At 36.9% G+C, this 24,848-nt stretch carries 21 protein-coding genes and 3 pseudogenes; 1 reads left to right on the forward strand and 23 read right to left on the reverse strand.

The features are described from left to right. Positions 1-44: 44 nt before the first annotated feature. The 8 genes and pseudogenes from istB (B9Y67_RS05515) to pdxR all read right to left on the reverse strand — a co-directional run bounded on the left by istB (B9Y67_RS05515) (position 45) and on the right by pdxR (position 9,405). A pseudogene (istB, locus tag B9Y67_RS05515) lies at positions 45-757 on the reverse strand (IS21-like element helper ATPase IstB). Then, complete coding sequence (gene istA, locus B9Y67_RS05520; protein ID WP_085505781.1) at positions 754-2,256, reverse strand: IS21 family transposase; 1,503 nt, start codon at positions 2,254-2,256, stop codon at positions 754-756. The pseudogene istB (B9Y67_RS05515) and the gene istA (B9Y67_RS05520) overlap by 4 nt, the downstream one beginning before the upstream one ends. A 102-nt stretch (positions 2,257-2,358) precedes the next feature. Then, positions 2,359-2,679: pseudogene (locus B9Y67_RS05525) on the reverse strand (GNAT family N-acetyltransferase); the annotation flags it as partial. A 1,971-nt stretch (positions 2,680-4,650) separates the two neighbouring features. Further along, complete coding sequence (locus tag B9Y67_RS05535) at positions 4,651-5,121, reverse strand: VOC family protein (protein WP_085505783.1); 471 nt, start codon at positions 5,119-5,121, stop codon at positions 4,651-4,653. A 119-nt stretch (positions 5,122-5,240) separates the two neighbouring features. Further along, entirely contained in the window at positions 5,241-5,471 is a 231-nt protein-coding gene (locus tag B9Y67_RS05540) for a hypothetical protein (RefSeq protein WP_085505784.1), read from the reverse strand. A 725-nt stretch (positions 5,472-6,196) separates the two neighbouring features. Next, the gene (locus B9Y67_RS05545) at positions 6,197-7,114 is read right to left on the reverse strand and encodes a class I SAM-dependent methyltransferase (protein WP_085505785.1); all 918 of its coding nucleotides are present in this window, start codon (positions 7,112-7,114) and stop codon (positions 6,197-6,199) included. A gap of 496 nt (positions 7,115-7,610) precedes the next feature. Further along, positions 7,611-7,859 carry a hypothetical protein gene (locus B9Y67_RS05550; RefSeq protein WP_085505786.1) on the reverse strand — a complete coding sequence of 83 codons (249 nt, stop codon included), beginning with the start codon at positions 7,857-7,859 and terminating at the stop codon, positions 7,611-7,613. 139 nt (positions 7,860-7,998) lie between these two features. Further along, entirely contained in the window at positions 7,999-9,405 is a 1,407-nt protein-coding gene (gene pdxR / locus B9Y67_RS05555) for a MocR-like pyridoxine biosynthesis transcription factor PdxR (RefSeq protein WP_085505787.1), read from the reverse strand. 174 nt (positions 9,406-9,579) lie between these two features. Here pdxR and B9Y67_RS05560 point away from each other — a divergent pair, with 174 nt between their 5' ends. Beyond that, on the forward strand, positions 9,580-9,957 hold the full coding sequence (locus B9Y67_RS05560; protein WP_085506702.1) for a GNAT family N-acetyltransferase: 378 nt from the start codon (positions 9,580-9,582) through the stop codon (positions 9,955-9,957). A gap of 297 nt (positions 9,958-10,254) precedes the next feature. Here B9Y67_RS05560 and istB (B9Y67_RS05565) read toward each other — a convergent pair whose 3' ends face one another. From istB (B9Y67_RS05565) to sufB, 15 genes and pseudogenes are all read right to left on the reverse strand, one after another. Then, complete coding sequence (gene istB / locus B9Y67_RS05565; RefSeq protein ID WP_439330193.1) at positions 10,255-10,989, reverse strand: IS21-like element helper ATPase IstB; 735 nt, start codon at positions 10,987-10,989, stop codon at positions 10,255-10,257. 26 nt (positions 10,990-11,015) lie between these two features. Next, entirely contained in the window at positions 11,016-12,584 is a 1,569-nt protein-coding gene (istA, locus tag B9Y67_RS05570; RefSeq protein WP_085505788.1) for an IS21 family transposase, read from the reverse strand. Positions 12,585-12,828: 244 nt separating this feature from the next. Then, positions 12,829-13,245, reverse strand: coding sequence for a GNAT family N-acetyltransferase (locus B9Y67_RS05575; protein ID WP_085505789.1), 417 nt, complete (start codon positions 13,243-13,245; stop codon positions 12,829-12,831). Between the two features lie 589 nt (positions 13,246-13,834). Next, positions 13,835-14,140, reverse strand: a complete 306-nt coding sequence (gene cutA, locus B9Y67_RS05585) for a divalent cation tolerance protein CutA (protein WP_254901721.1) — start codon at positions 14,138-14,140, stop codon at positions 13,835-13,837. Between the two features lie 159 nt (positions 14,141-14,299). Beyond that, on the reverse strand, positions 14,300-14,878 hold the full coding sequence (locus B9Y67_RS05590) for a hypothetical protein (RefSeq protein ID WP_085505792.1): 579 nt from the start codon (positions 14,876-14,878) through the stop codon (positions 14,300-14,302). A gap of 863 nt (positions 14,879-15,741) precedes the next feature. After that, positions 15,742-15,927 (reverse strand): DUF6366 family protein, encoded by a 186-nt coding sequence (locus tag B9Y67_RS05600; RefSeq protein ID WP_085505794.1) that lies wholly within the window; start codon positions 15,925-15,927, stop codon positions 15,742-15,744. A gap of 266 nt (positions 15,928-16,193) precedes the next feature. After that, the gene (gene ltrA / locus B9Y67_RS05605; protein WP_085505795.1) at positions 16,194-18,008 is read right to left on the reverse strand and encodes a group II intron reverse transcriptase/maturase; all 1,815 of its coding nucleotides are present in this window, start codon (positions 18,006-18,008) and stop codon (positions 16,194-16,196) included. A gap of 1,058 nt (positions 18,009-19,066) precedes the next feature. After that, positions 19,067-19,573 (reverse strand): hypothetical protein, encoded by a 507-nt coding sequence (locus B9Y67_RS05610; RefSeq protein ID WP_085505796.1) that lies wholly within the window; start codon positions 19,571-19,573, stop codon positions 19,067-19,069. A gap of 459 nt (positions 19,574-20,032) precedes the next feature. Then, positions 20,033-20,428, reverse strand: a complete 396-nt coding sequence (locus B9Y67_RS05615; RefSeq protein WP_085505797.1) for a GNAT family N-acetyltransferase — start codon at positions 20,426-20,428, stop codon at positions 20,033-20,035. Between the two features lie 38 nt (positions 20,429-20,466). Further along, positions 20,467-20,876 (reverse strand): annotated as a pseudogene (locus B9Y67_RS05620) (NUDIX hydrolase). Between the two features lie 136 nt (positions 20,877-21,012). Then, complete coding sequence (locus tag B9Y67_RS05625; protein WP_085505798.1) at positions 21,013-21,195, reverse strand: hypothetical protein; 183 nt, start codon at positions 21,193-21,195, stop codon at positions 21,013-21,015. A gap of 121 nt (positions 21,196-21,316) precedes the next feature. Further along, a complete protein-coding gene (locus B9Y67_RS20945; protein WP_369668752.1) occupies positions 21,317-21,757 on the reverse strand; it encodes an aminoglycoside adenylyltransferase domain-containing protein in 441 nt (146 codons plus the stop codon). Positions 21,758-21,772: 15 nt separating this feature from the next. After that, positions 21,773-22,111 (reverse strand): nucleotidyltransferase domain-containing protein, encoded by a 339-nt coding sequence (locus B9Y67_RS20950; RefSeq protein WP_254901722.1) that lies wholly within the window; start codon positions 22,109-22,111, stop codon positions 21,773-21,775. A 109-nt stretch (positions 22,112-22,220) separates the two neighbouring features. Next, positions 22,221-23,009, reverse strand: a complete 789-nt coding sequence (locus B9Y67_RS05635; RefSeq protein WP_176223918.1) for a class I SAM-dependent methyltransferase — start codon at positions 23,007-23,009, stop codon at positions 22,221-22,223. Between the two features lie 411 nt (positions 23,010-23,420). Continuing rightward, positions 23,421-24,818 (reverse strand): Fe-S cluster assembly protein SufB, encoded by a 1,398-nt coding sequence (sufB, locus tag B9Y67_RS05640; RefSeq protein ID WP_028783597.1) that lies wholly within the window; start codon positions 24,816-24,818, stop codon positions 23,421-23,423. Positions 24,819-24,848: the final 30 nt, after the last annotated feature.

Below are 24,848 nucleotides of genomic sequence, written 5' to 3' on the forward strand. Positions count from 1 at the left end.
AGTAAATGGCAGTTAAAAATGTATGCCACTTGCCACTCCGTATTTTAGATTAAAGATTCCTTGTATCGAAAGCTCTCTCCGGTAAATAACAATAGATGGGAGTGATGAATCAACCGATCAATCACTGCTTCCGTTAAGATTGGATCTCCGAATACGTGATTCCACTGCCCAAACTGTAAGTTTGTTGTGATGATAATACTTTTAGTTTCATAACACATTGATATTACTTGAAAGAGTAGTTCTGCTCCTTCTTTATTTAATGGAATGTACCCTAATTCATCCAGCACTAATAAATCGAGCTTTTTGATCTGCTTCATTACTTTCTGAAGTTCTCCTTTTTGGTTGCTTCTATGAGATGATTCACCAAAGATGCCACCGTAAAGAACTTTACTTTACTGCCAAACCTATGTATGGCATTCAAGCTAATTAACGTTGCCAAATATGTTTTTCCTGTGCCCACCCCTCCATATAGAATGAGGTTCTCTTTTTCGTGGATAAAGTCGCCATTCAAGATAGCTTCTCGGCTAATCCCTTGTGGGATTTGAATATGCTCCCACTGAAATGGTTGAGTACCTGTCTTGGGTAGTTGAGCCTGACTAAGTAAAAGGTTAATTTTTCTTTCTTCTCGATTCTCTACTTCTCGTTTGAATAATTCCAGAAGGAATTCTTCATTTGTATCGGCTTTGACCTCCTGATAGTGCTCACGAATCCAGCTTAGTTTCAAACGTTTCGCCAACATTTCTATTTGGTGATTCACTTCATGCCACCGCCAGTCTCCATAAGGGAATTATAGTGAGACAATCCCCTGGTGGCTGCCGGTACCTTAGGAACTTTCATCGTTGGCGTAATTGTTTGATAGCTGCTGTTTCCTTGGATGATCGAGTAAAAACAATGCTTAATCTGATCTGCTTTAGGGTGCCCATGCTTCATTGCCAATTCAAGTGCTTGATTCAATAATTCAAAGTCATTATTCTTCAACAGTTTTCCGAGTAATTGTAAGGCTTCTTTCTGTTCTTGCTCTGTGCAATTGTTTAAGTATTTCGTCCATACTGGCGGGAACTGCTCATACAAGCTTGAATACTTGATTGCTCTTGGACGTCTGGACAACAAATCTAAATAAGGCTGCCAGATCATCGACTTTCTCTTTATTCCATACAATCTGTTGTGCTTCACAATCACCTCGTTATGATCATTTAGAATGACTACAGAATTATAGGTGATTTGGACATTTACTTTCTGCTTGGCAAAACGCGGGGAAGTAGAGTATTGCTTATGATCTACCGACACCATCCCATATTTATCTGCGGTTAATGTTTCATGCCTTACGCAATCAAAAGATTTAACGGGGGTCATCAACCACTCATCTTTATCTTCTGAGTGAAGGTGTGTTTGTAAAAAACCCTTATCATAATGCATACGATCTCTGTCTTCTTCGGCTAATGCCCATAAAGTCTTGTTGAAGTGATCAAGGTCCAGGATAGTACATTCAGGCAATAGGAAATTATTTCGTACATATTTCACCATGGCTTCTACATGCCCTTTTTCATTTCCTTTCCCTGGATTACAAAACTCATAGTTGAAGCCGTAATGTAATACGAACCGTTCAAATGTGTTGGTGAGCTCACGCTCTCCCTTAGCCCCTATTTTCTTTACAGCTGGCGAAAGGTTATCAAACCGTATCGTGTGTGGTACGCCTCCCATATAATGAAACATACGCTGAAGACCTTCCAGTAAACACTCTGTATTTTCCGAAGGAAAAACCTGAAAATAAAAGGTATTACTGTAGGGGAAGGACATCACTAAATAGGGAAGGTCAATCACTTTCGATTGATAGATGAATGGTGCTTCCCCAAAATCTACTTGGGCAGTCCCAGGGATAGATTCAAGAGGCAGAGCTGCCTCTTCCACATACGCTTTCAATTCTTGCTTTTTCTTTGAAACATAGTCACGCACACTTCTATATGAACCTGTAAAACTATGATTCTTTACTAGCTGTGTGTACATGCGTTTGGCCGTGCGATGATTCTTCTTTTTCTTCTTAAGATCTTCGTTGATCCACTTCTCAAGAATCGGTTTGACTGGATCCATGACCGGTGAACGGCGTGTTTGCTTCTTTCTGGGCTTGAATTCTTCCTGATTGGCATACTTGCTAACCGTACGTGGATCGACCTTCATGCGTCGCCCTATATCTGCGTAGGATTCGCCTTTTTGATTGGCTTCATATCTGATATAATTAATTTCAGTCACTGCTAACATCTCCTAATAGCCTCCTGTCGAACGTTGTTGGTCCAACGAGGAGTTTAAAGTTATTGGGAGTGATTGGCAAGTGACTTTTTTTATGTTCAGATACTACATAAATTAGCTGCCAAACCTTACGTTATTAGATTGCCATAAACAAAAGGTAGGAGCAGGAAATTTATCAATTTTCTTTCTATAAGTTGAAAAATTCCTAATATCTATTCCTAGAATAACTTGTAGATTATCCAACGAAATAACAGGGGCATTTTCTTTGATTACTTTCCAACCCTTGCCTTTATAAAGGTTTATAGCTGGTTTGTTATCTATAGCTGTGGTCAGAACAGAAGTAGAATATGGAACTCTATCAAGCATCTTATTATGGAGTGAGCTTCCGATGCCCTTCCTTTTATGTAATGGATCAATAGCTAATTCTACAAATTCTAAACAATTACTTAACCAGTGATCAACTTCGTTAGAATTTAACTGTTTTTCTAATTTACCTCTGTAAAATTAACCTGGCAGACTCTTATACCCATAAGAAAAACTATCAATTCCCCTTTTAAATTGGTTGCTTTTAAACCAATAAATCCTTCAAATTTAGAATGTTTTTGAATATTCTCTTCTGCAGCTTCTTAATTCTGAATTAGAATGTTCATTACCAATAAAAGTACGACAATACAATTTAGCAACATCATGCAAAGTTTCTTCGTCTTCAAAAAAAGAAGAATAAAACATCTTTTCTTTCATAGAAGAAGAGTTAGAAGTACCACCTTAATCACCACGTTTATTCCCCTTTCAACAATAAATTCCTTCTACCCCGTAAATGAGTAAGGGAAGGCTAAATCACCCATATATCAGTTATCTTCCTCGTACTACAACAAGGCCTTCAAAGTCACATCATATTAGGAATAAACACATTTATAAATAAGAAGTAACCTAACGCACCTAATAGCAGAGATATTAGTATTACAAGAATAGCAGCTTTAGGCACCACAATAACTCCCCTTTGCTAAGTGTTAATATAAATAATCATTATGTTTATTTTTATTGTACTAAAAGGATCAGCAACCTCTTCTGCTCCGATAGCCAATAAGGGACACGCACCATTCAGCTGTCGCTTCCCTTTCAATAAAACTCAGCTTCAAGATAGATCCTGAGATAAACAAATGAGTCAAATAGCAAATGTAAAAAGCAATAAACTGACTGCAAAGAGTATCATTGCTATTCCAATGGCTATGTACATGATAAATTCAAAAGTTGAAAGTTTCCTTTGTTTTTTAGTTTTTGCCAATTGCGCACCATAAAAAATTGAAGTCACAGCGAGTATTGTAAAAGAAATTGCACGTAATACTTCAGCTAATACTACCAGGAAGATCAACTCCCTTATTTCGAGATAACTCACATTAACTATTCTTAAGAAAAAAAGTTATTCCACTATTAAACAATCGTTAGCAATAGGTAAGCCTTTGACGGTATCTCCAGCTTTTCCCCTGCTCCACACCAAGGACGTGCTAGTTTCCCAGCATCCGGCGCTCCATCTAACGATATGTACTATGATGATAAGTTACTCGTTACCTTCAAGCAAAGAAGTCTATGACGGAAAACCTCTTGCTCGAAAGCTTGCACTGTGGCATCTCCCCTTCTCTGAGTGATGTCCCCACTTTCCTACCCGATCGGTGCAATGCACGCTTGTAAAACCATCGTTCCATTCGCTAGACTTGGGGCTGTTCCTCCCTTTCCATTACAGAAGATTCTTCGGTCATACCCCTACCCTCACAAAGATAAATGCCTTTCAGCTTATGCCTTATGGCAACCGTTTCGGGTGGCAGCCCTTGATTCAACGTCCCTTGCTTTCCAAGTACCATACAAACGTAGCTATCCATACTAGACCTAGGTGCTTCCTGTAAGCCTGTGAGCTCGATACCGCCATCGTTCGGTATAGTGTCTTTCAGAGGGGGCAGTTTTACTCCACACCACTCACGTCATCGTAAGATGACACGTAAGTTTCCTTACGTTCGAAACTTTAGACCCTTACCTTCGGAAGTTCGTCAGTCCCTATCTCAAAGAACGATTCTCACCTTATCTAGTTTTTCAGCCGTGAGGCCTATCCGTCGGCATACCTTTATGGCTTCAGCCTTCGTTCTGCCTAATCTACCTGTGCTCCACACCCTAAGACCTGCCCGTCTTAACGCATGCAGGAGTATTGACGGGATGGTTTCAGGAAACATGGATCCTTCATTCCCATCCTCCGTTGTACAGTTGAAATTTAATCAAATAAACTTCCTGCCTTTCACGCTGAAAAGCGCTTATAGCAGAACTTGTCGCGCGCCCCCGTTTGTTGAAGACTCGAAATCAAGATATCCTTATATTATCTTTTTCTCTAGGCCTCGTTTGTTAAATAGAGGTTGTATACTACTTTGTTAATCCATTTAATTGTTCCCATTCACTTAAATACATTCTCTCTGTCAAATTGTTAGGATTACCAATCTTGCAGATGAACTCTAAACTATTTCCATCTGGATCATTAAAATGTATCTTTGCATGTCCAAAACCTCCATTAGGGTTAGGCATCACAAACGGTTCAGAAGGCTCAAAACCAAAAGCTTTTCTCGGTTTATAACCTTTATTTGTTAGCCAATTAACCGAGTTCTTTAACCCATCTAATGATACTTCAAAAGCTATATGTCTAAGCGAAGGATGATACTCCACCTCAACTTTATCGGTGTGCCATAATCCAAGCCAACTCTGGTCTTTTACAATCCATAAAAATGCTAATCTATCTTCCACTTTATGATCAAACTCCAAACCAAGTCCTTCATAAAATTCAACCGACTTTGTTAAATCACTTACTGGCAAATGTGCTTCGTAAAGACCTTTAATCAATGAAAATACCTCCAATAATTTCATATAAGATTACTACGATCCTTCACTACTGTTTAGTAAAGAGATAACCGCTTACGGAGAAATGACCCTTTTATTCTTGAAATCGGGAGATCTTTTAATTATTTAACCGCTCTCCAAATTGTCCATCTATCTTCTTCAATTATGCTCTTATTACTTGAAAGTGACTTATCTACATGATTAATAAATATCCTTAATTCATTATCATCTAGTTCATGTAAAATACTTCTTCCGGTTCGCTCACTTAAATCTTTTAGTAATTGATCTTTGGTGTGGTACACTTTTCTTGTTTCCCACAACTTAACTTCCTTCCTCAATTTTTCTAAATCCAACTTTCTTCAAAGTCTCCAATACGAAATGACTAGAATACCGGCGACTTACCTCTTTATCGATTAATCTTGGAAATAATTCAAAAAGATATCCTCTTATATGATTATCGTTGCCTTTTAGTAGACAATCATCAGGGGTACGGTCCTGAACAATATAATATCCATCATCATTGAGTATTCGATAGACACTCTTTCACAACAAATAAGGGACCATCGAGTGCAACCCCCAAGTGAATAGTGCTAAAACCAGATTCTAATCGTATAGTTAGAGGCCCTCCCTTTATTTGGAATAACTAAGAGGGCCACTCTATACCTAGATAAATAAACATAGAACCATATACAAACAATCAATACGTTTGTAAATTTAGACCCTTACCTTCGGAAGTTCGTCAGTTCCTATCTCAAAGAACGATTCTCATCCTATCTAGTTTTTCAGCCGTGAGGCATATCGGTCGGCATACCTTGTTTATGGCTTCAGCCTTCGTTCTGCCTAATCTACCTGCGCTTCACACCCTAAGACCTGTCCGTCTTAACGCATGCAGGAGTGTTGACGGGATGGTTTCTGGAAACATGGATCCTTCATTCCCATCCTCCGTTGTACAGTTAAGATTTAATCATATAAACCTTTTGCCTTTCGCGCTGAAAAGCGCTTATAGCAGAACTTGTCGCGCGCCCCCTTTAACGGAAGACTCGATATCAAGATTTATTACCTGATTAACATGTGGGTATCACTGTTTTACAGCATGAACATAATGAATGGTTTCAAAAGCTGTTAAGTAGTCATTTCTATTACTAAAATACAGTTCATTTATATTACTCGGTGTAAGATGTTCATAGATAAGTAAGCCAAATGTTTCTAGTATTTTCTCCAGTTCCTGATAAGAAAAACATGATTTCATTGGTTCCCCACTTGCAGCAGCCATTTTAACCATATTTTCCACTCTATTAAAGTGACCCTTTTCAGTAAATAAAGTTTCGTCTCCATAATCAAAAACAATTGAGCTACCCGGTGAAACTTCGTTAAATAAATGAGCCATTAAGTTTGAGATTTCTTCTCTAGTTAAATAATAAGAAACTCCTAAAAGGCTAAAAAAAGTCTTTTTATTAACATCAAACCCTTGTTTTATTAGGTTTTGATCAGAAAACATTCTAGTGAAATCCATTGCAATAAACTGAAGATTACTTGGAATGTTAATATTAGCTTCTTTCAACCTTTTCTTTTTAAATTCTTGCGTAGATGGGTGATCAATTTCAAATATCTCTAGAACAATTTCCAATTCAGGATATCGATAGCAAAATGTATCTAGCCCTGCCCCAAGGATGACATATTGTTCTACTCCAAGATCAACTTCATTTAGTAATACTTTTTCTGAATAAGCAGCACGAGCTAGAGGTGTTGGAGAAAGCTGAACTTGAGTTATCCATTTTAATATTTCTTCTGTGTTTCCTTTTAATTTCTGAGCTATATCTGTGTTGAAAAATTGGACACCATATACCATGTTCTTCTTTATGTCATTAAATTCACCTTGTGTAATTAAATCCTTGGCCACATAGTCATTAAAAATTTTAGGCGAGTCAAAACAACTATGATAAGCTTTACCAAAAGCAGAAATTAATGAGGTAAGACTAGACTCATGTTCTTTCACGGAAACACACTCCTTAAAACAAAAATGGGATTCCCCCGGCCAGGAGAACCCCATTATATACCTTGATAATATAATTGTAAATTATAGCATAAAATCATTTTTTTGTAAAATATTTTGCTCTTTAACAAAAGCAGTTTCAACATCTCAATTTAACTAACTTTTCTGAAATGCCCACTTATCTTGGATACTTGAAATCAAGATAACACCAACAACTCTTTAATAGTTTAAAGCACGTTTACACTAAAGATTTATTGTATTACAATTTGTGATGACCTAAACTTCTCACTTTTTCAACCAATTTAGTGAGAAGCTGTAGAAAATGACCATATTCGGTTTAAGGACTCCACCTATAATGTGGGGTCTTTCTTATTATCACAATAATTTTTTCAACCGTATTAAACCTTACTTAAGAATTGCCCCCTTTTCATCAAAACTTGAATTCGAGATATAATCTAAAGATGCGCTTACTTTAGTACTCTTTCTCTCAACAATTCTTTTATCCTAAATATACAATTTCACCATTTTCCTTTTTGCATCGTATCGTAATTTTCCCCGCATTTTGTTCTGGGTTCTTATATCCATTTTCTACTTCTTGAAATAGCCTTGATAACAGATTTTCTACTTCTCCTAATGTTGTATCTTTAGAAAGGTTATGTACCTCCATTAATTCAACACCTTTATGAGCATCTGCCGTACCTTGGACTTCAACCTCTCCAAATGCTTGAACTTCGATTTCTATTTTCAAATTCTTCATCTCCTCAAAACTATTATTGTATTTAATTAACTTCCAAAAGGTTCACTACCTGCTCCGTTAGCAAAATAAGCGATAGCCACTGTGCAGCTATCGCCCCCTTATGCGGAAGACTCGAATTCAAGATAAAATGTTAATCTAACCAGGCTTTTGATAATTGACGAACACCTTCATGGATGTTTTCTATGTTAATTCCGCCAAAGCCTATTAATATGCTATGCTCATTTATTTTATGTGGAGCATTATAGTAAATAGAGGTAGGATACACTTTAACAGAATGTTCCTTTGCCATTTGAATTAAATTTTGTTCTGACCTTCTTCTATAATCGCTCAACAAAATATGAAGGCCCGATTGTTCGCCAATTACTTCAAAATTATCTTTCAAATATTCATTTATTGAGGAAATCAATACTTCTTGTTTTCTACGATACAGCCGCCTCATTTTATTTAAGTGTGTCTCCCAGTGCCCATTTTTCATGAACTTCTGAAGAGTATCTTGATGTAACTTAGAAACTGTCTGCTTATAAACACTGAGTTTATTTTCATAGTTGCCAAGTAAATGTTCAGGTAAAATCATATAGCTAACTCTTATGGAAGGAATTAATGATTTGGAAAATGTGCCAAGGTAGATAACTCTATCCCAGTTATCCAAACCTTGTAAAGATGGGATAGGTTTACCTTTATACCTGAACTCTCCATCATAATCATCTTCTATAATATAACCATTCACTTCATTTGCCCATTTCAACAATTCTATTCTTCGTTTTATTGGCATAATAATCCCGGTTGGGAATTGATGTGATGGAGTGACATAAGTGATAGTCGCATCAGAAGCCCTTAAGGTATCTATACATATACCGTTTTTATTTAAAGGAATCGGCCGAATAAGATGCCCTTTATCCTCTAAAACTCTTCGGGTTCTGTGAAACCCTGGGTCTTCCATGGCATAGACATAACTAGGATCTAACATCATCGTTAAAAGGTGTAATAAATACTGGGTTCCTGCTCCTATAACGATTTGCGCTGGAGAGCACTTCACACCCCTTGATTGAAATAAGTAATTAGCTATTTCATTTCTTAGCGACCATTCTCCTTTTGGATCCCCATTTAAAAACACTTCCTTTTGTTGTTTATCTATAGACTCCAAGGTTAACCTTTTCCAAACAGAATAAGGAAATTGATCTAATTCAACTTTTCCATGGTTGAAGTCATATTTGTACATATCCTTTTTGTTAGAAGTCTTTCTCTCCATTTCCTTTCTCTTGACTGGTCTGATATTAAACCAATCTTCATCTATATCTGCCACGAAAAAACCTTCTCTAGGTATACTCTGAACATAACCTTCCGCATTAAGTTGCTGATATGCATTCTCCACTGTATTCAGACTAACTCCTAAATGATTTGCGAGTTTCCTTTTAGATGGGAGTTTATCACCTGGCCTAATCTTTTCTATTTGAATCTGTTTTTTTATATAGCTCAATAATTGCACAAATAACGGCTCTTTACTGGTCCGATCTAGTAGCGGTGTAATTTCAAGCATTTTTTTTATCCTCCCTTAAGGACTGACCCCTTCAGTTATTATTAATCTGATACTTTTGTTGAGTTCAGTAGATCAATATAATGATTTTATTACAAGTTCAATAAGGAGGAAACAGAATTGGAGAAAATTAAGCAGTTAATAACAGAAGATGAATGGTTAGAAGCTTTTCCGATAATGAAACAATTACGTACACAACATAACGAAGAGACTTTTTTAGACATTGTTAGAGACGCCCATCAAAAAGAAGATTATCAAATGTATGCTCTCTATCAAGGAAATACTATCGTTTCAGTTGTTGGGTTTATGCCTATGGTTACGCTCTATTATGGTAGATTTATTTGGGTTTGCGACTTAGTTACAGACTCTAATATTCGATCAAACGGATATGGGGAGAAACTTCTTACATATGTACATGACTGGGCAATTGAAAATCATTACGATTGCGTAGCATTATCTTCAGGATTACAAAGGGAGAAAGCTCATAAGTTCTATGAAGAAAAAATGGGATATAAAAGAGTGAGTTACGTATTTAAAAATTCTTTAAAATCATAAAGAGGACCTACAGAAGGGCCCTCTATAGTTAATATTCATTCCCAAAAAGACCCACATAGTGGAAGACATAAAATCAAGATACTTTAATTATTCTTTATTCCTGTAAAGCGTGTTTACATTAAATCAGTATTGTACTACAATTTATAATTATCTAATATTCTTACTTTTCAACCAGTTTTGTGAGAATGTGTAGAAAATGACCAACCCTATTAAGGACTCCGCTTATTATAGTAGCGGAGTCCTTGATCATTTTGGGAATGATGTGACCGTCAAGTAAAATGACACAATTTCTGCTTATTAATTTGAAACACTTTGCTGCCCAAATATGGTTTTTCGATGCTTCATTCGCCAACTGTCTTCATTTAAATGAATGATTTCCACTCGATGCAATATACGATCTAGAATCGCAGTTGTAATTGCCTGATCTCCTAATAATTCCCCCCATTCTTTAGGACCTTTATTGGACGTTAATATAATCGATGTTTGATTGTATAAATCATTGATCAAATGAAAAAACATATTGGCTTCCTGTTTGTCCATTGCCATAAACATTAAATCGTCAATGATAACTAGATCTGCTTCTCGTATTCTCTTCATTCTTGTTTTCGATTTCCTTGTGATTTCTTCAGTCTTTAATACATGAATGAGATCACCCATCGTAGTAAAAATCACTTTATATCCTTGGTTGAGAGCCTCAATGCCCAGCCCAATCGATAGGTGGGTTTTGCCGACGCCTGGCGGGCCAAGGAAAATAATATTATATAGCTGCTCCATCCACGTTAAGTCCTTTAACTGATTTAGTTTCTTCGAACTTAATGATTTCTGTTCTTTTAAATCGTATTCTTCCAAAGTGCTGAAAAACGGGAACGTCGCCCATTTAAACCGTTTCTCTAATAGCTTTTCTTCTCTGCGCTTTTGTTCATAGGTTGCTACATCCAGGAGAAACTGAGTAAAGGATGCGTCCTTTTGCTCAGCTTCTCTTATGAGTGTAGGAAGATGGTTAGCTGTTTCGGTCAGGCGGAGGGTTTTCATCAAATCTTGTAATTGATTCAGCTGACTCAATTAGACTCACCCTCCAATATTTCAGTATAGGCATTTACTGTTCTCTTTTGGGCTTCCGTATCCATGAGCCAGCCTGAAATCTTATTTATAGATGATACAGCCCGGGCGTTATCGGTTACTGTATCATCAACTTGGCGTTGTCGTTTGATGTATGAAACGATATCGCTAAAATCTGTCGCACTATAAAGATTTCTTTTCACACATTCTTTCAGTGCTGCTGATAAGATTGCCCCATTGTTCTCCTTTGTCTGCTTTAAAATAATCTGCAACTGATCTCTAATATACCGAGGGTAGTTTTGCCGGATGATATTAAGATAGTCGTATGCGGAATCTACCTCTTCAAACCGTTTCGCAACCGTATCCATAAATGCATTGATGCCTTTTGTTCGATCGCGCGAATGGCTTCTATCCTTTACTAATTGGCCTTTTCCTTCAGGAATAGTGTGTTTTGCAATCAATTCTCCTGTATCGGTAATATAGATGAATAGTTGTTTGTCTTCCGTTTCCTTGATACCGACGGTATCATATTTATGGAATGTTCCAAGTGGAAGAGAATACCGATTCGACAAATAACGAATTGTATTGTCCTTATGGACGCTTCTTGTTATACTATTTTCATAATTGTTTTTGATAGTTAATTTTTCTGCGACTGGTCTTAAGTGTTGCTTTTCCAAGGAGAACACTTCGGCCGGTCTTTTTTTTGTTGTGTTATGGATTTTATAGTTCCCTGTCCGGTTTAGCCACTGCCAACCCTGCTCATTCCAGGAATCAATGTTGTGAAACACTCTATGTCTTGCAAAGTTATGCTTGATAAAGCCAACCACATTTTCAATTTTCCCTTTACTTTCCGGGTCAGCTTTTCTACAAACCCTAAGGTTTAAACGCCTGGTTTCCTTATAGTGTTGAAACTCTTTCGTTAAGATAAGATCCCCGCCATTTTCACTGACCACGATTAAATTATCCTGATCATAAACGATTTCTCTTGGGATTCCGCCATACCACCGAAATGCATCTTCATGTGCTTCCATCACATCCTGGGTAGTGAAAGGTCTGTCTAACCATTTTTTATATTTGTATCTCGAGTTAGACAAAACAAATGCGATAAAGCTCAGCTTCACCTCTTGATTGTCAGGTGTTCTTTGTTTTGTATGACCAAAATCAACCTGCATTTGTTCTCCCATTGGCTGGTCAGGAATAGCTTCATAATTCCGTGGTAGAGTCTCTTTCTCTATTCTATATTCAGTACGTAATTCTCTAACGTAGGCACGAACCGTGCTCTCGCCAATCTCCAGTGATTCATACCTTTCCTGTAACCAATCTTGCACTTGTGCTGCCGACATATCAGGATGTTCTCTCAGCCAGGATAAAATTAACGCTTTGTAAGGATCTAACTTTTTCTCTCTCGTTTTTATTCTTTCTACCCATTCAGCCATCTCCGAAGGAGACTTCTGCAGGTTGCGATATACCGTTGATCTTGAAACCCCTAACTTTTCCGCCACCTTCGATTTACTAAATCCTTGCTTAATTAACTGTTGAATCTCCATATACATTTCCCACTTATCCACCTTTTCTGAGCCCTCCATTGATGTCTGTATAATCTTAAATATCATACAATGGGAGAGCTGTATATTTTACTGGTATATTTGGGTAAATAAGTGTTTCTTCTAATCTAGCGGAAACTGTCTACTTTAGTTTAGCAGTCACAAATGAAGCCTATTCCTGATTAGCCCCCTATTACGGAAGACTTGATTTTGAGATATTGAAGCAGATATTCAACTAACCTCCACATTAGCCCTATAAGAAACATTATTATTTTCTTGTTTTCCTGAATCCATAAAAGGTACGAAAACCAAATCCTTCATAAAATGAACGAGATGAACTATTAGCAAGTAATTCAATTCTTGTGTTCGGATGTATATTATGTAAATAGTGAATAATTTGTTTTCCTAACCCTAACCCCCTATACTGCTTATCTATTAGCAATTCACAAATAAATAGGCTAACACGAGTGTCAGTTAATCCTCTTACATAACCAACTAATCCTCGCCCCTCTGTTTCAACAACGAAGGCTACATTTGAATTTTCCCACGCTTCTTTTGTGTTCAAATGATTCTCCACTAAATTCAGCCATCCTTCTTCTTTGTTTAAATCTTGAATATTATTGAAATCTTTGTCTTCATATGGGCGAATAAACGCTTTTTCTTTATCTTTCAAAACTATTTCCATCACAAAATCCCTTCCTTGACATTAAATCTTTTTATTCCACATTACTGCCTCGTTAGCACAATAAGAGATGGCTAGTATGCCGCTATTGCCCCCGTTACATGAAGACTCGATTTCAAGATATCGACCTTATAAGAGACTTTACACTTCCATTATTAATGATAAATAATTTATAAAAGTAAACCATCCAAAGGAAGCTATACTTAATGTAAGCACCGTAAGTGAGAGATAAGGGTGATAGCCCGAATTTTTTTTAGATTGTATTAGGAAAAATAATGACCCCAAAATACTTACTACAAATATCAACCCCAAGACAACATTCATTACACTGGACAGCCTGATACCGAAATCAACAAGCACGTTTATTAAGTAAAGTAGGTTAACAATTGCTGATATAGCTAATAATGTTTTCTTCATAGTACCTCCTTAATTGATGGTAGTGTATTTATTGATAAAGTCACCCTATACATAATTCCAATTATTTCAAATCATCTTCAGGAACTCAATCCTTTTTCACTAAAAAGAGACTTATCTTTACTCCAGATAAGCCCCCTATACTTTAAAACTCGATATCAAAAAATCATTCTAAAAGCTACGTAATTAATGGCACGACATTAATTACAGGTTCCTCATATGGATGAATATTTTTAATAATATTTCTTATCTCCTCTATTCTCTTGTAAGGCGACTTAAATTCCATTTTGCACTCTGATCCAAATGTTACTTTATTCTTTTCACCTGAATAAGGTTCTGAAGATTCTAGGGGCCTCCAATACCCTTTGGTCTCAGTATAAGAAACTACATGATCATACTCTCCAACAGTTAATACTTTATTTTTGTTCAATTGGTCACGTAAAGGTACAATGTATTCTTCTGGTAATAACACTTCAAACTTCACAAAACTGAAATTCATTGAAATATCCTTTCCTCTTTAATAGTAAAGCCCCCATTTACGGAAGACTTGATTTCGAGATATATTTGAATTGATTTTCAATAACGCACCTGTTTAGGTCCTCTTTTACTTTAGTTACCCATTAACTTAATTAAGCAAATACTATTATTGAAATGGACTTTTCTTCTTACTAGGATAATCAATTGAGTTAGCTATTTTAACTAATACTTCAGCATTGACCTTATCAGAAGCCCTTTTATCAATACTAAACATGTATTGCCAATCATCCCTCTCAAAAACTAATGCATAAGGCCCTCTACTAAACTTCATATAGACTGCTTTATTCCCGTTCTTTAGGTTAACCTTTTTAACAATATACTTATCTGGGATTTGAATTTTATGCTCGATAGGTCGAACGTCTATTTTGTAATGATTTCCAGGTGATTCCTCACTTATGAACGTCAGTTCTAAAGAATCATTTATGTCGCCATCTAAATCACTAAATCTTCCCAAATAATGAGTAAAAGTTATAGGTGGAATTCTAAGTGGCAACTTTAAGTCTCGGTTATAATGTTCTTCAAATTCTTTTATAGCTTCTTCAGCCGTTGTATACCCGCCATATTCAGGATAGAATTCCTCTATGGGTTTAGGTTTATCGTTAGAATTTGCATTTACTGTTCCATGGTTCCCTCCCCAAAAGAAAGTACTGAAAATGATTAATAAAAGAGATATACATTTCTCCATATAATACCACCCTAAAATTATATTTAGGCGTATTATTAACAGTTAATTAACAACTATTCTTTCTGCACTAACCTGGTCGTTAGTTCATAAAAAAAGGTCCAAACCGTTATTCCTGATTTGCCCCCGTTAGTTTAATTAGGTGTTATGCAAAAATGATCATTAACTCTTAATTATTGTAATGTCCTCTTATTTCAGAATACAATATCCAAACATTTGTTTTAAAAAAGAAAAAATATGCCAAAAAACAACACTACAGTCCATATAAAGGAAATATGTATGCTTTTGTTAATACGATTGTTATTTCTTTGTTTTTTGTGCTCAATCGAAAAAATAAATAGGAATATTAAAAAGAGAAAATATATAAGGAAGAAATATAGGAGTGACCTCCACTGTTCAATCCAGCTCATAATGGGTCCAATAGTTCCACCCACCAAGAATAGAATTACGGATAAAACACCTACTGAGATACTAATTTTGGGCATCAAACTCCAAAAGGATCGTTCAAAAATATTGTTTCTCTTTTTTGCCTCAAACAAAAATATTAAATAGATGCAAGATAAAACTGCTGTTACGATACTAAATGTGATGTAAACATTATTCACGGGGGTCCAACCAGTCGAAGAGCTTACCAGTCTGCTAACAGCAACCAATTCTAAAGTTGCCATCAATACTCCTATAACACCCACTGTCAGGATTTGAAGTACTAACCATTTCACTTTCTAAACACCCCCTAACCATATACGTATAAGTACACAAAAGTTCTAATAACGTCCTCATTTCTAATCTCCCACCTCTTTTATTAAAGACCCCGTTGCAGGAAGACTTGAATCCGAGGTATATCTTATTGTTTTACCATATGACTCTTATCGAAAAAATAAGGAATAAATTATAAACCCAGCTACTATTTGGAAAATAAATATACCAGTTCCCTTCCAGCCTAAGCCACCAACTAAATCTGCAAGGTTACTTCCGTGACCACTACTTGAAGGATTGCTTAACTCTTTTTGTCTTAGTCTTTCTCTTCTTTCTCCAGGTGTTTCATTTCCCATCTAATTCCTCCTAAAATCATTTCTCTTATTACACACATACGATACTAATCCAAATTAGTTTCAAAACGCCTAATATCTCGAAACTGAGTCTTCCACAAACCTGCCCGATACTAAAATAAGGAGCGACACCCTTATTGGATAATCGTTAGCAATAGGTAAGCTTTTGAGGTTATCTCCGGCTTTTCCCCTGCTCCACACCGAACGTGCTAGTTTCCCAGCATTCGGCGCTCCATCTAAAGGTATGTACTACATTATAAGTTCCTATGTTACTCTTCGAGACTGGATGCGACGATCCTTTCCACCCCACTTACCTTTCGGTATTGATTGATTTTATCTAAGATCAATCGATTCTGTGGTAATTGTTTAAGATAAACCTTTATCTTCTCTATATCTTTTATATGGATAAGTCGATGAATATCCTTATGAAGAATACGGAGATTTTGAAATTGATCGCTTCCTCCAAGATTCTTTGGCACATAGTGGTGACAGTGAACATCTGAAGCGTGAAGATGTTCACCTGTAATTTCGCATTTCCCCATTTTCATACTATACCGACTAATACGATTATCCAGATATTCGACACTTCGATTCGGTAAAGAAGGCTTCATTAAGTGTCCAATTTCTTTCTGTATATCATGGCGGAGACTTTTGTACATCTGTTCTCTTCCTGTCTTTGTATAAAGCGAAAGCTTTGGACTGAAGTTCATCGTATGGAATGTTTTCACATTGCCAATGGGAAACAGATACGTACCATTGATATTGATCGTTTTCGTTCCTAAGCTAAAGGTTTTCCTATAAAAAGGCGGTGGCTTAAAAGGATGTTCTAGCTTTCCAACCGGTCGAAGACGGTTCACTAGAAATGGTTTAAGATCGTAAGCAAGACGTGAGAACACAAGATTTACATGAGTCGCTCGTTTAAAATATTGGTGAAGTCCTAGAACAAAGCTATTGTAACGATGAATATTCTCAGCAGAAGGCGAAGCTTTCATTCTTCGAATGAGCTTTTTCGCTTCCTGTTTGATTTTCTCTCTTTTTGAAGAAATGACCCCAGTATGGGCCACTCGTTTCTTGCCCTTTTTATTCGCACGAATGGTGAACCCTAAGAACTCCGATTCTCGTTTTCTTAAGTTTACAATTTGAGATTTCTCTGGTGAGATGTCCAGCTTCAAACGCTCTTTGAGGTACAGACGTACCGCATGGTACCACCGTTGCGCTGTCTTTCCATCCCGACATAGAATTTTGAAATCATCAGCATACCTGACCAGATATCCTTGTTTCAAATTCGTTTGTTTTCTCGCTCGCCTTCTGGCATCATCTGAACTGTAGGATTTCGTCAGGGGAAATACTTCCCACTGGTCCGCAACCCATTGGTCTAGGTCATTTAAGACGACATTAGAAAGAAGGGGAGATAAAATTCCACCTTGTGGTGAACCTTTATCGGGCACGCCTTCACCATTAATTTCCGATGTAATCATTTTAGAAATACATGCCAATACCTTTCGGTCTTGGATGCCGATATTCCAGAGTTGCTTCTTTAATAGACGATGATTTACGTTATCAAAGAAACTTTTAATATCTACATCAACCACGTAATGAAGTTGACTATGGTTAATCAAAAACTGTATCCTTGCCATAGCATGATGAGCAGACCGGAGAGGTCTGAATCCGTAGCTATGTTTGAAGAATTGAGATTCTACAATCGGTTCAAGAACTTGTTTGAAGCATTGTTGGATCACTCGATCCAGTATGCATGGAATCCCAAGAGGTCTCCATTTGCCGTTCTCTTTTTCAATCCATTCTCTTCGAACTTTCTTCGGGTGATAGTTTCTAAGTTTGGTTCGGACTTCATTTACCAGATCTTTTTCGGATAGCTCTTTCATGTCATCGATGGTCTTCCCATCGGTTCCCGGCGTTTTTGATCCCTTATTGGTTTTAATCATGCGAAAAGCGAGCAGGATGTTTTCTCTCGATATGATGGTTTCATATAGGTGAGAAAATGTATGTCCCTGACTCGCTTTTTCATGAAGATCCGTAAAGGTCTCCGTCATATTATAGTAATCCCAGTTTCGTAGCGTTGACACTGTGGCATCCCTCCTTTGGAGCGATGTTCCCACGTTCCTACCCGATCGGTGCCATTCACGTTAGGAAAATAATCGTTTCATACTCTAGACTTGGGGCTATTCCTCCCCTTCCATTATAGAAGTTTCATCAGTCATTCCCCTACCCTCACAAGGACAAATGCTTTTCAGTATAACTTTATAGCAACCGTTTTGGGTGACAGCCCTTGATTCAACGTTCCTTGCTTTCCAAGTACCATACAACGTAGCTATCCATACTAGACGTAGATGCTTCCTGTAAGCCTGTGAGCTCGATACCGCCATCGTTCGGTATAGCGTCTTTCAGAGGGGGCAGTTTTACTCCACACCACTCACGTCATCGTAAGATGACCTGCAGGTTTCCCTACATTGAAATCTTTAGACCCTTACCTTCGGAAGTTCGTCAGTTCCTATCTCAAAGAACGATTCTCATCCTATCTAGTTTTTCAGCCGTGAGGCATATCCGTTGGCATACCTTAGATATGGCTTTAGCCTTCGTTCTGCCCAATCCACCTGTGCTTCACACCCTAAGACCTGCCCGTCTTAACGCATGCAGGAGTGTTGACGGGATGGTTTCGGGAAACATGGATCCTTCATTCCCATCCTCCGTTGTACAGTTGAAATTTAATCGAATAAACTTCCTGCCTTTCACGCCAGAAAGCGCTTATAGCAGAACTTGTCGCGCGCCCCCTATACCGGAAGACTTGATATCGAGATATATTCGAGTATGTGTATATCTAAAGCTTCCGTTAGCTTTACTAATTACTTTTCTTCATAATGTAATATCGCTAAACATATCATCCCAATTGATAGAAATGTGATTGGGCTACTTACTTCATTAGACCCTTGAATAACCAATACAATTGTAGCTACACCAATTCCTAATGGAACTGCTCTTAGAATATGTCTAATCCATTTCCTAAACATTCTTGACCACCCCCTAAGACCACTATGCGAGAATATAAAACGTATCATTGACTCTTATATACTATTGTGCTCCGCAAGCTGAATAAGAGAGAGCCAGAATGCAACTATCGCCCCCGTTACTCCAAAAAGGTATTTTCTTTATAAGATTCGTCATATAACTTTATTCTTTCTTTCATACTGTCACTCTTACCTTCATCCCACCATTCAACAGTCATGTAAATATTGCTCACTTCTTTCAACGTAATAGGGCTTCCATCCTCATTCAGATATTCTCCACCTTCAATTGCTCCAGTTGATTCATTTGCAATATCAATTTCTGCACCAGATGCTGAACCAGAATGTACTACTATATCCTCACCGTTCATAACGGCGTGGGTTTTAAAATGAATAGAGTCTGCAATGTATTCATTTTCATTTTTCATATTTAGGGTTCCATTACCTGCTTTAAAGTTTTCTGGTGTTATCACAACTTCATACCCAGTTAAATTCCAGGTTTCACTTTCTCCCATCATTGATAAATAAAAATGATTTATAACTGACTTCTCATTACCGTTACATCCCGAAAGTAAAAGAACAAGTGCTAAAAATAGCATGTAGAAGATTCTTTTATTTTTTAATACCATATTATCCCCCTTTTTGCTGACATAACTGTATCATTTTAACACTCATAGATAATGTTCCATTTTGTGTTTTCCTGCTCCGTTACTTCAATACTTTAGCCCACTTAGTTAGAAAGGGAACAAACCATTGTTCATGAATTGCCCCCTTTTGCGGAAGACTTGATTTCGAGATATTTTTCAATAGATCTTTAACTAACTCACCCATTGCTTCCATAGTATAAACTTACTTTTTACTGTTCTCTTTTAAACCTTCACGTATCTTTTTTAATTCCTCGGTCTGCTCAACAATATTTTTGTTGACTTTACTTATTGCGTCATATATTGCAAAAAAAATAGCAAATAGTAGTACTAGAGTTAATAATTCCATTTTGTACCCTTCTTTCTGTTATGTACTAACAGTTTATTAAAGCCCCTTAAAAAGCCATCATCTTTAATCCGGAAGACTCGAGACTTAGATATCCCTTATTTTTTGTGCATTACAAACTGAGATTTACTATATTTAAATTTATTTCTCTCATAAAATGGAATTAAATCCTCTTCACAAAATAAGCTAATTACATCAATGTGAGAAAGTTCTTTTAATAATCGTGATACAATTTCAGTTCCAATACCTGACTTTTGAAATTCTGTATGTAATACAACATCTTCGATATAAGCCCTGAATTTTCCGTCTGATACCGCCCTTGCAAAGCCTATAAGAAAATCTCCACTCCACGCACCAACGAATATTGCGTGTTCTAAGATATTCTCTATATCCTCTTCTTTTCTGTTTTCCCACCAACCTGCCTCACTATAAAGTCTTTTAAGTTCAGTTGCTTCTATTGGTTTTTCTGTATTACTTTTAACTTCGATTTCCATACTTTCACCCGTTCATATTAAGATTCCCCAAAGTACTCTTAACCTTGGAAGGTATATGGAGCAGACGATTTAAGCAAGCTCTCTACCCCACCAGCATGGTAAGGCATTAGTTGGTTTGCGGTATTTATATCCAGCCACTTAATATCATCTATCTCATCTTTATGTATTATTTGTATAGCACCTTCTACAATTTCGCTTTGTAAGTAATGAATAGAGCATGATGGCCCTTACTTTCAAAAAACGCTTCATTTACAGCGACTATGTTTTCAGTTTTTATTGTTAAATTTATTTCTTCCTTACTTTCTCGCATTGCTGCTTGTTCGAATGTTTCACCTTTTTCAACAGCACCGCCTGGAAGAGACCAACCACTACCTTTATTCTTCACCATCAAAACTTTCTGTTCAATTTCATTAAAGATAAAGGCGTAAGCTACGTCAACTCGTCTCACTTGAAATCACTCCTACTTAATACATTTGTTTCCGGCTAAATAATGTTGTTTTTATTCAGCAAACGCCCCTCTATAACAGAAGACTTGATTTCGATATATTGAAGCAGATCTTCAACTAACACACCCGTTAACGGAACTATAACATCAAGCTTTGAAAAAGCGTAATGGTTATAAATAAAGTGGATAAAAAACCAGCAGACAGTAATGTTATCATTTTCCACCGGTTTATTTCTTTTGAAGGTTTTACAGCCTCTTTAGACACCGTAACCCATATAGCCATAGATACTATAACTAAGATAAATAAAAATTCTTCAGACATATTTCACGCCTCCATTTTAAAAGCTAAGTACGGCTATGCTATGTACTAAGAATACTATTTAACAATCGCGCCCTTATCCAGAAGATTCGGGACTGAGATAAGTTAGGTTCTAATTCCCTTCCTACAATAATTCCTGTACATTTTGATGGATGTAGTCTTTTAATCCAAAGAGTTCTTTTTTGTCAAATTTATAAGAAACCTCTTCACTTCTGTAACCGTCCAATATTTTTTGAATGGTGTTGCTAAGTCCCTCTGGGAATGTAGCTATCCCCCACTCACCTGCTTCTTGCTTTGATGTAACAGTCCCAGATTTAACGTACAAAAATACTCTCAGCATGTTTAACGAGCAATAAATTGGATTATCTTCTATATTTACTAAACATTCCTGATAATCCCCCTCGATGGAAGAGAAGTAGTCCGATTGCGAAATAATAGGGAAAATTTCAGGTATTGGTTCTCCATCAATACAAATTCCCCGTTGGTTGAGTATATAAATATGTGCAGCTAAATCAGGGTCAGTGCTAATATCTTCATTGATATATAAACATTGCTCTTTTGAAATTACAGTTTCATATCTCTACCTCCATTGTTCACTATAGTGAAAGTCGAAGGAAGAAGGATGTTTCCAATTATCTAATTGCTCTTTATTCAAGAAACTAATTTCGATTGGATAAGGATCATCAGAATAACTTAAGTATAGATTTGCTAATTTCCTTTTGGTCTCTATTGTTATTGATTCATTTGTGACCACTATTACATCAAGATCACTTTTATAGGGATTGAATCCCTCCATTGCTAGTGAGCCGTGAAGATAAAAACCAATAAAGTTATCATAGATGATTTGTTTAGTCTTACTAACTAATTTAAAAACAAAATCCCTTATATCTGAAGAAGAATTATTCCAATTGTAGGACATTTAATAAACCTCCTTCCCCTATATAATTGAGACAAAGAGTGACAAACATTATCCAGCAATTGCCCCCAATTATTTAAGAGACTCAGTACTGAGATAAATGTTCAGATAATTAGACTATTAAGAAGAAGTGCCCACATTCACAATTTTTTTGATGTAATAAATCACCATGCTTTAGGTGCCACTTCCCACTATCTAGATCTTCTTTCAGCTTATTAAGGCAACTACTTACTGAACTAGGATCCCCTTTAGCAAGAGGTGATGTTCCATTTTTAAATCTTTCTTCAAGATAGATTTCTGGCTTGTTCCAACCCGAAAAGAAAAACTGATCCTTTAAGTCATTAGGTAATGGAAACGGCTTAACTCTTACAGCAGACTCTAATTCTTCTTCTAGTAAGTTTGAAATAGTATGTAATGGCGGATGAACCTCATACGCTTCTTCTAGAATGGGACTAAAATACTCAAGTATCCAAAAATCATCGGAGCACAACCGAGGATCTAAAGTGAAGATTATTATTTTCCCTTCACTCTTTAAAACTCTTTTCATTTCTCTAAAAGCTAACCTCAAGTCTTTAAAATGGTGAGAGGCTAGAGTACAAACAATCCCATCTACTGAGTTATCTGAAACAGGAATATCCTCTACAATTCCTTCTTTCCAGGTTAAATTCTCATGTTCTTTACCTTGATTTCTCATAACTGATGAAGGCTCCATAGCAATTATAGAATACCCTTTTTCTGCGATTCTACAACTGTAATTTCCGGTTCCGGCTCCAATATCCAATATCGTAGCAGGTGCTTTAAAATTTAGTTCCTCAACAATACTTTGAGTAATTCGTGGGTCTGCCTTTCTAGTACTGTTATAGGTTTTACCTATATCATTATAAATTGGATTAGTACTCAATATTGACCAACTCCTTGAAATTAACAATTACGAACACATCTAACTATATCAAATTTTCCAATAATTATTAAATTGGTTTATCTCGAAACTGAGTCTTCCACAATCCTGCCCTTTTCTGGAAGACTCAGTTTCGAGACATCTGCATTAAAACAATATAAGTTATGTTCTTAGCATAAAATCGCCACAGGCACAAATTCCCCCCTTAAGTAATAAATTCTACAAAAACTTATAAACCCCTGAGGACTTGCTTAAGATTCAATTTACATATTTACGTTAACCTAATCCCAAGTATAAATATACTAAGCTTAAAAATACATCTCAAAATTCTCGGTCGGCACGAAATCGGCACGCAACAAAAACAATAAAAATAACCCTTGATATAATCGCTGTTATATCAAGGGTTATTGGGTATTAACCGATGGAACCTTCCATTTCGAATTTTATAAGACGGTTCATTTCAACCGCATACTCCATTGGAAGCTCTTTAGTAAATGGTTCGATGAAGCCCATGACGATCATTTCTGTCGCTTCTTCTTCAGAAATACCACGGCTCATCAGATAAAAGAGCTGTTCTTCAGACACTTTAGATACTTTCGCTTCGTGCTCTAACGAAATATTCTCGTTCATGATTTCGTTATAAGGGATGGTATCAGAAGTTGACTGATTATCCATGATAAGTGTGTCACATTCAACGTTCGAACGTGCACCTTCTGCTTTACGTCCGAATTGCACGATCCCACGATACGTTACTTTACCACCATGTTTTGAAATGGACTTCGAAACGATGGAAGAAGACGTATTAGGTGCCAGGTGAATCATTTTCGCACCTGCATCCTGATGCTGGCCTTTACCAGCCAAAGCGATTGACAATGTCATTCCACGGGCACCTTCGCCCTTCAGAATAACTGCAGGGTATTTCATTGTCAGCTTGGAACCAAGGTTGCCGTCAACCCATTCCATTGTTGCATTGGCATCAGCGGTAGCACGCTTCGTAACCAGATTGTAGACGTTGTTCGCCCAGTTCTGGATGGTAGTGTAACGGCAGTAAGCATTCTTCTTAACAAAGATTTCAACGACTGCACTGTGCAGAGAGTTTGTTGTATAGACAGGCGCTGTACAACCTTCTACATAGTGGACAGAGGCATCTTCATCAACGATGATCAACGTACGCTCAAATTGTCCCATGTTTTCTGAATTGATTCGGAAATATGCTTGTAGTGGCGTATCCACTTTCACGCCTTTTGGTACATAGATGAAAGATCCACCGGACCATACTGCAGAGTTCAATGCAGAAAATTTGTTGTCAGATGGAGGAATTACTTTTCCGAAGTATTCTCTGAAAAGTTCTTCATCCTCTTTCAAAGCAGAATCTGTATCTTTAAAGATGATTCCCTGTTTCTCAAGATCTTCTTGCATGTTGTGGTAAACTACTTCAGATTCATACTGAGCGGATACACCAGCAAGGTACTTCTGTTCTGCTTCTGGGATACCCAGTTTATCGAACGTATTTTTAATCTCTTCCGGAACCTCATCCCAGGAACGCTCAGAGCGCTCAGATGGCTTTACATAATAAGTGATTTCATCGAAATCAAGCTCGGCAAGGTCGCCGCCCCACTGTGGCATTGGCATTTTATAAAAATGCTCCAATGACTTCAAGCGGAAGTCAAGCATCCATTCCGGCTCTTCTTTATAACGGGAAATTTCCTCAACTACTTCTTTTGTCAGTCCTCTTTGAGTACGGAAAATCGAAACATCCTTCTCATGGAACCCATATTTATAATCTTCGATTTCTGGCGCCTTTTTGGCCATAATCAAAAACCTCCTTTTGGTGTTATGCCG

Origin of the sequence: Thalassobacillus devorans (assembly GCF_900176565.1) — a bacterium.
Classification (GTDB): Bacteria; Bacillota; Bacilli; order Bacillales; family Halobacillaceae; genus Thalassobacillus; species Thalassobacillus devorans_A.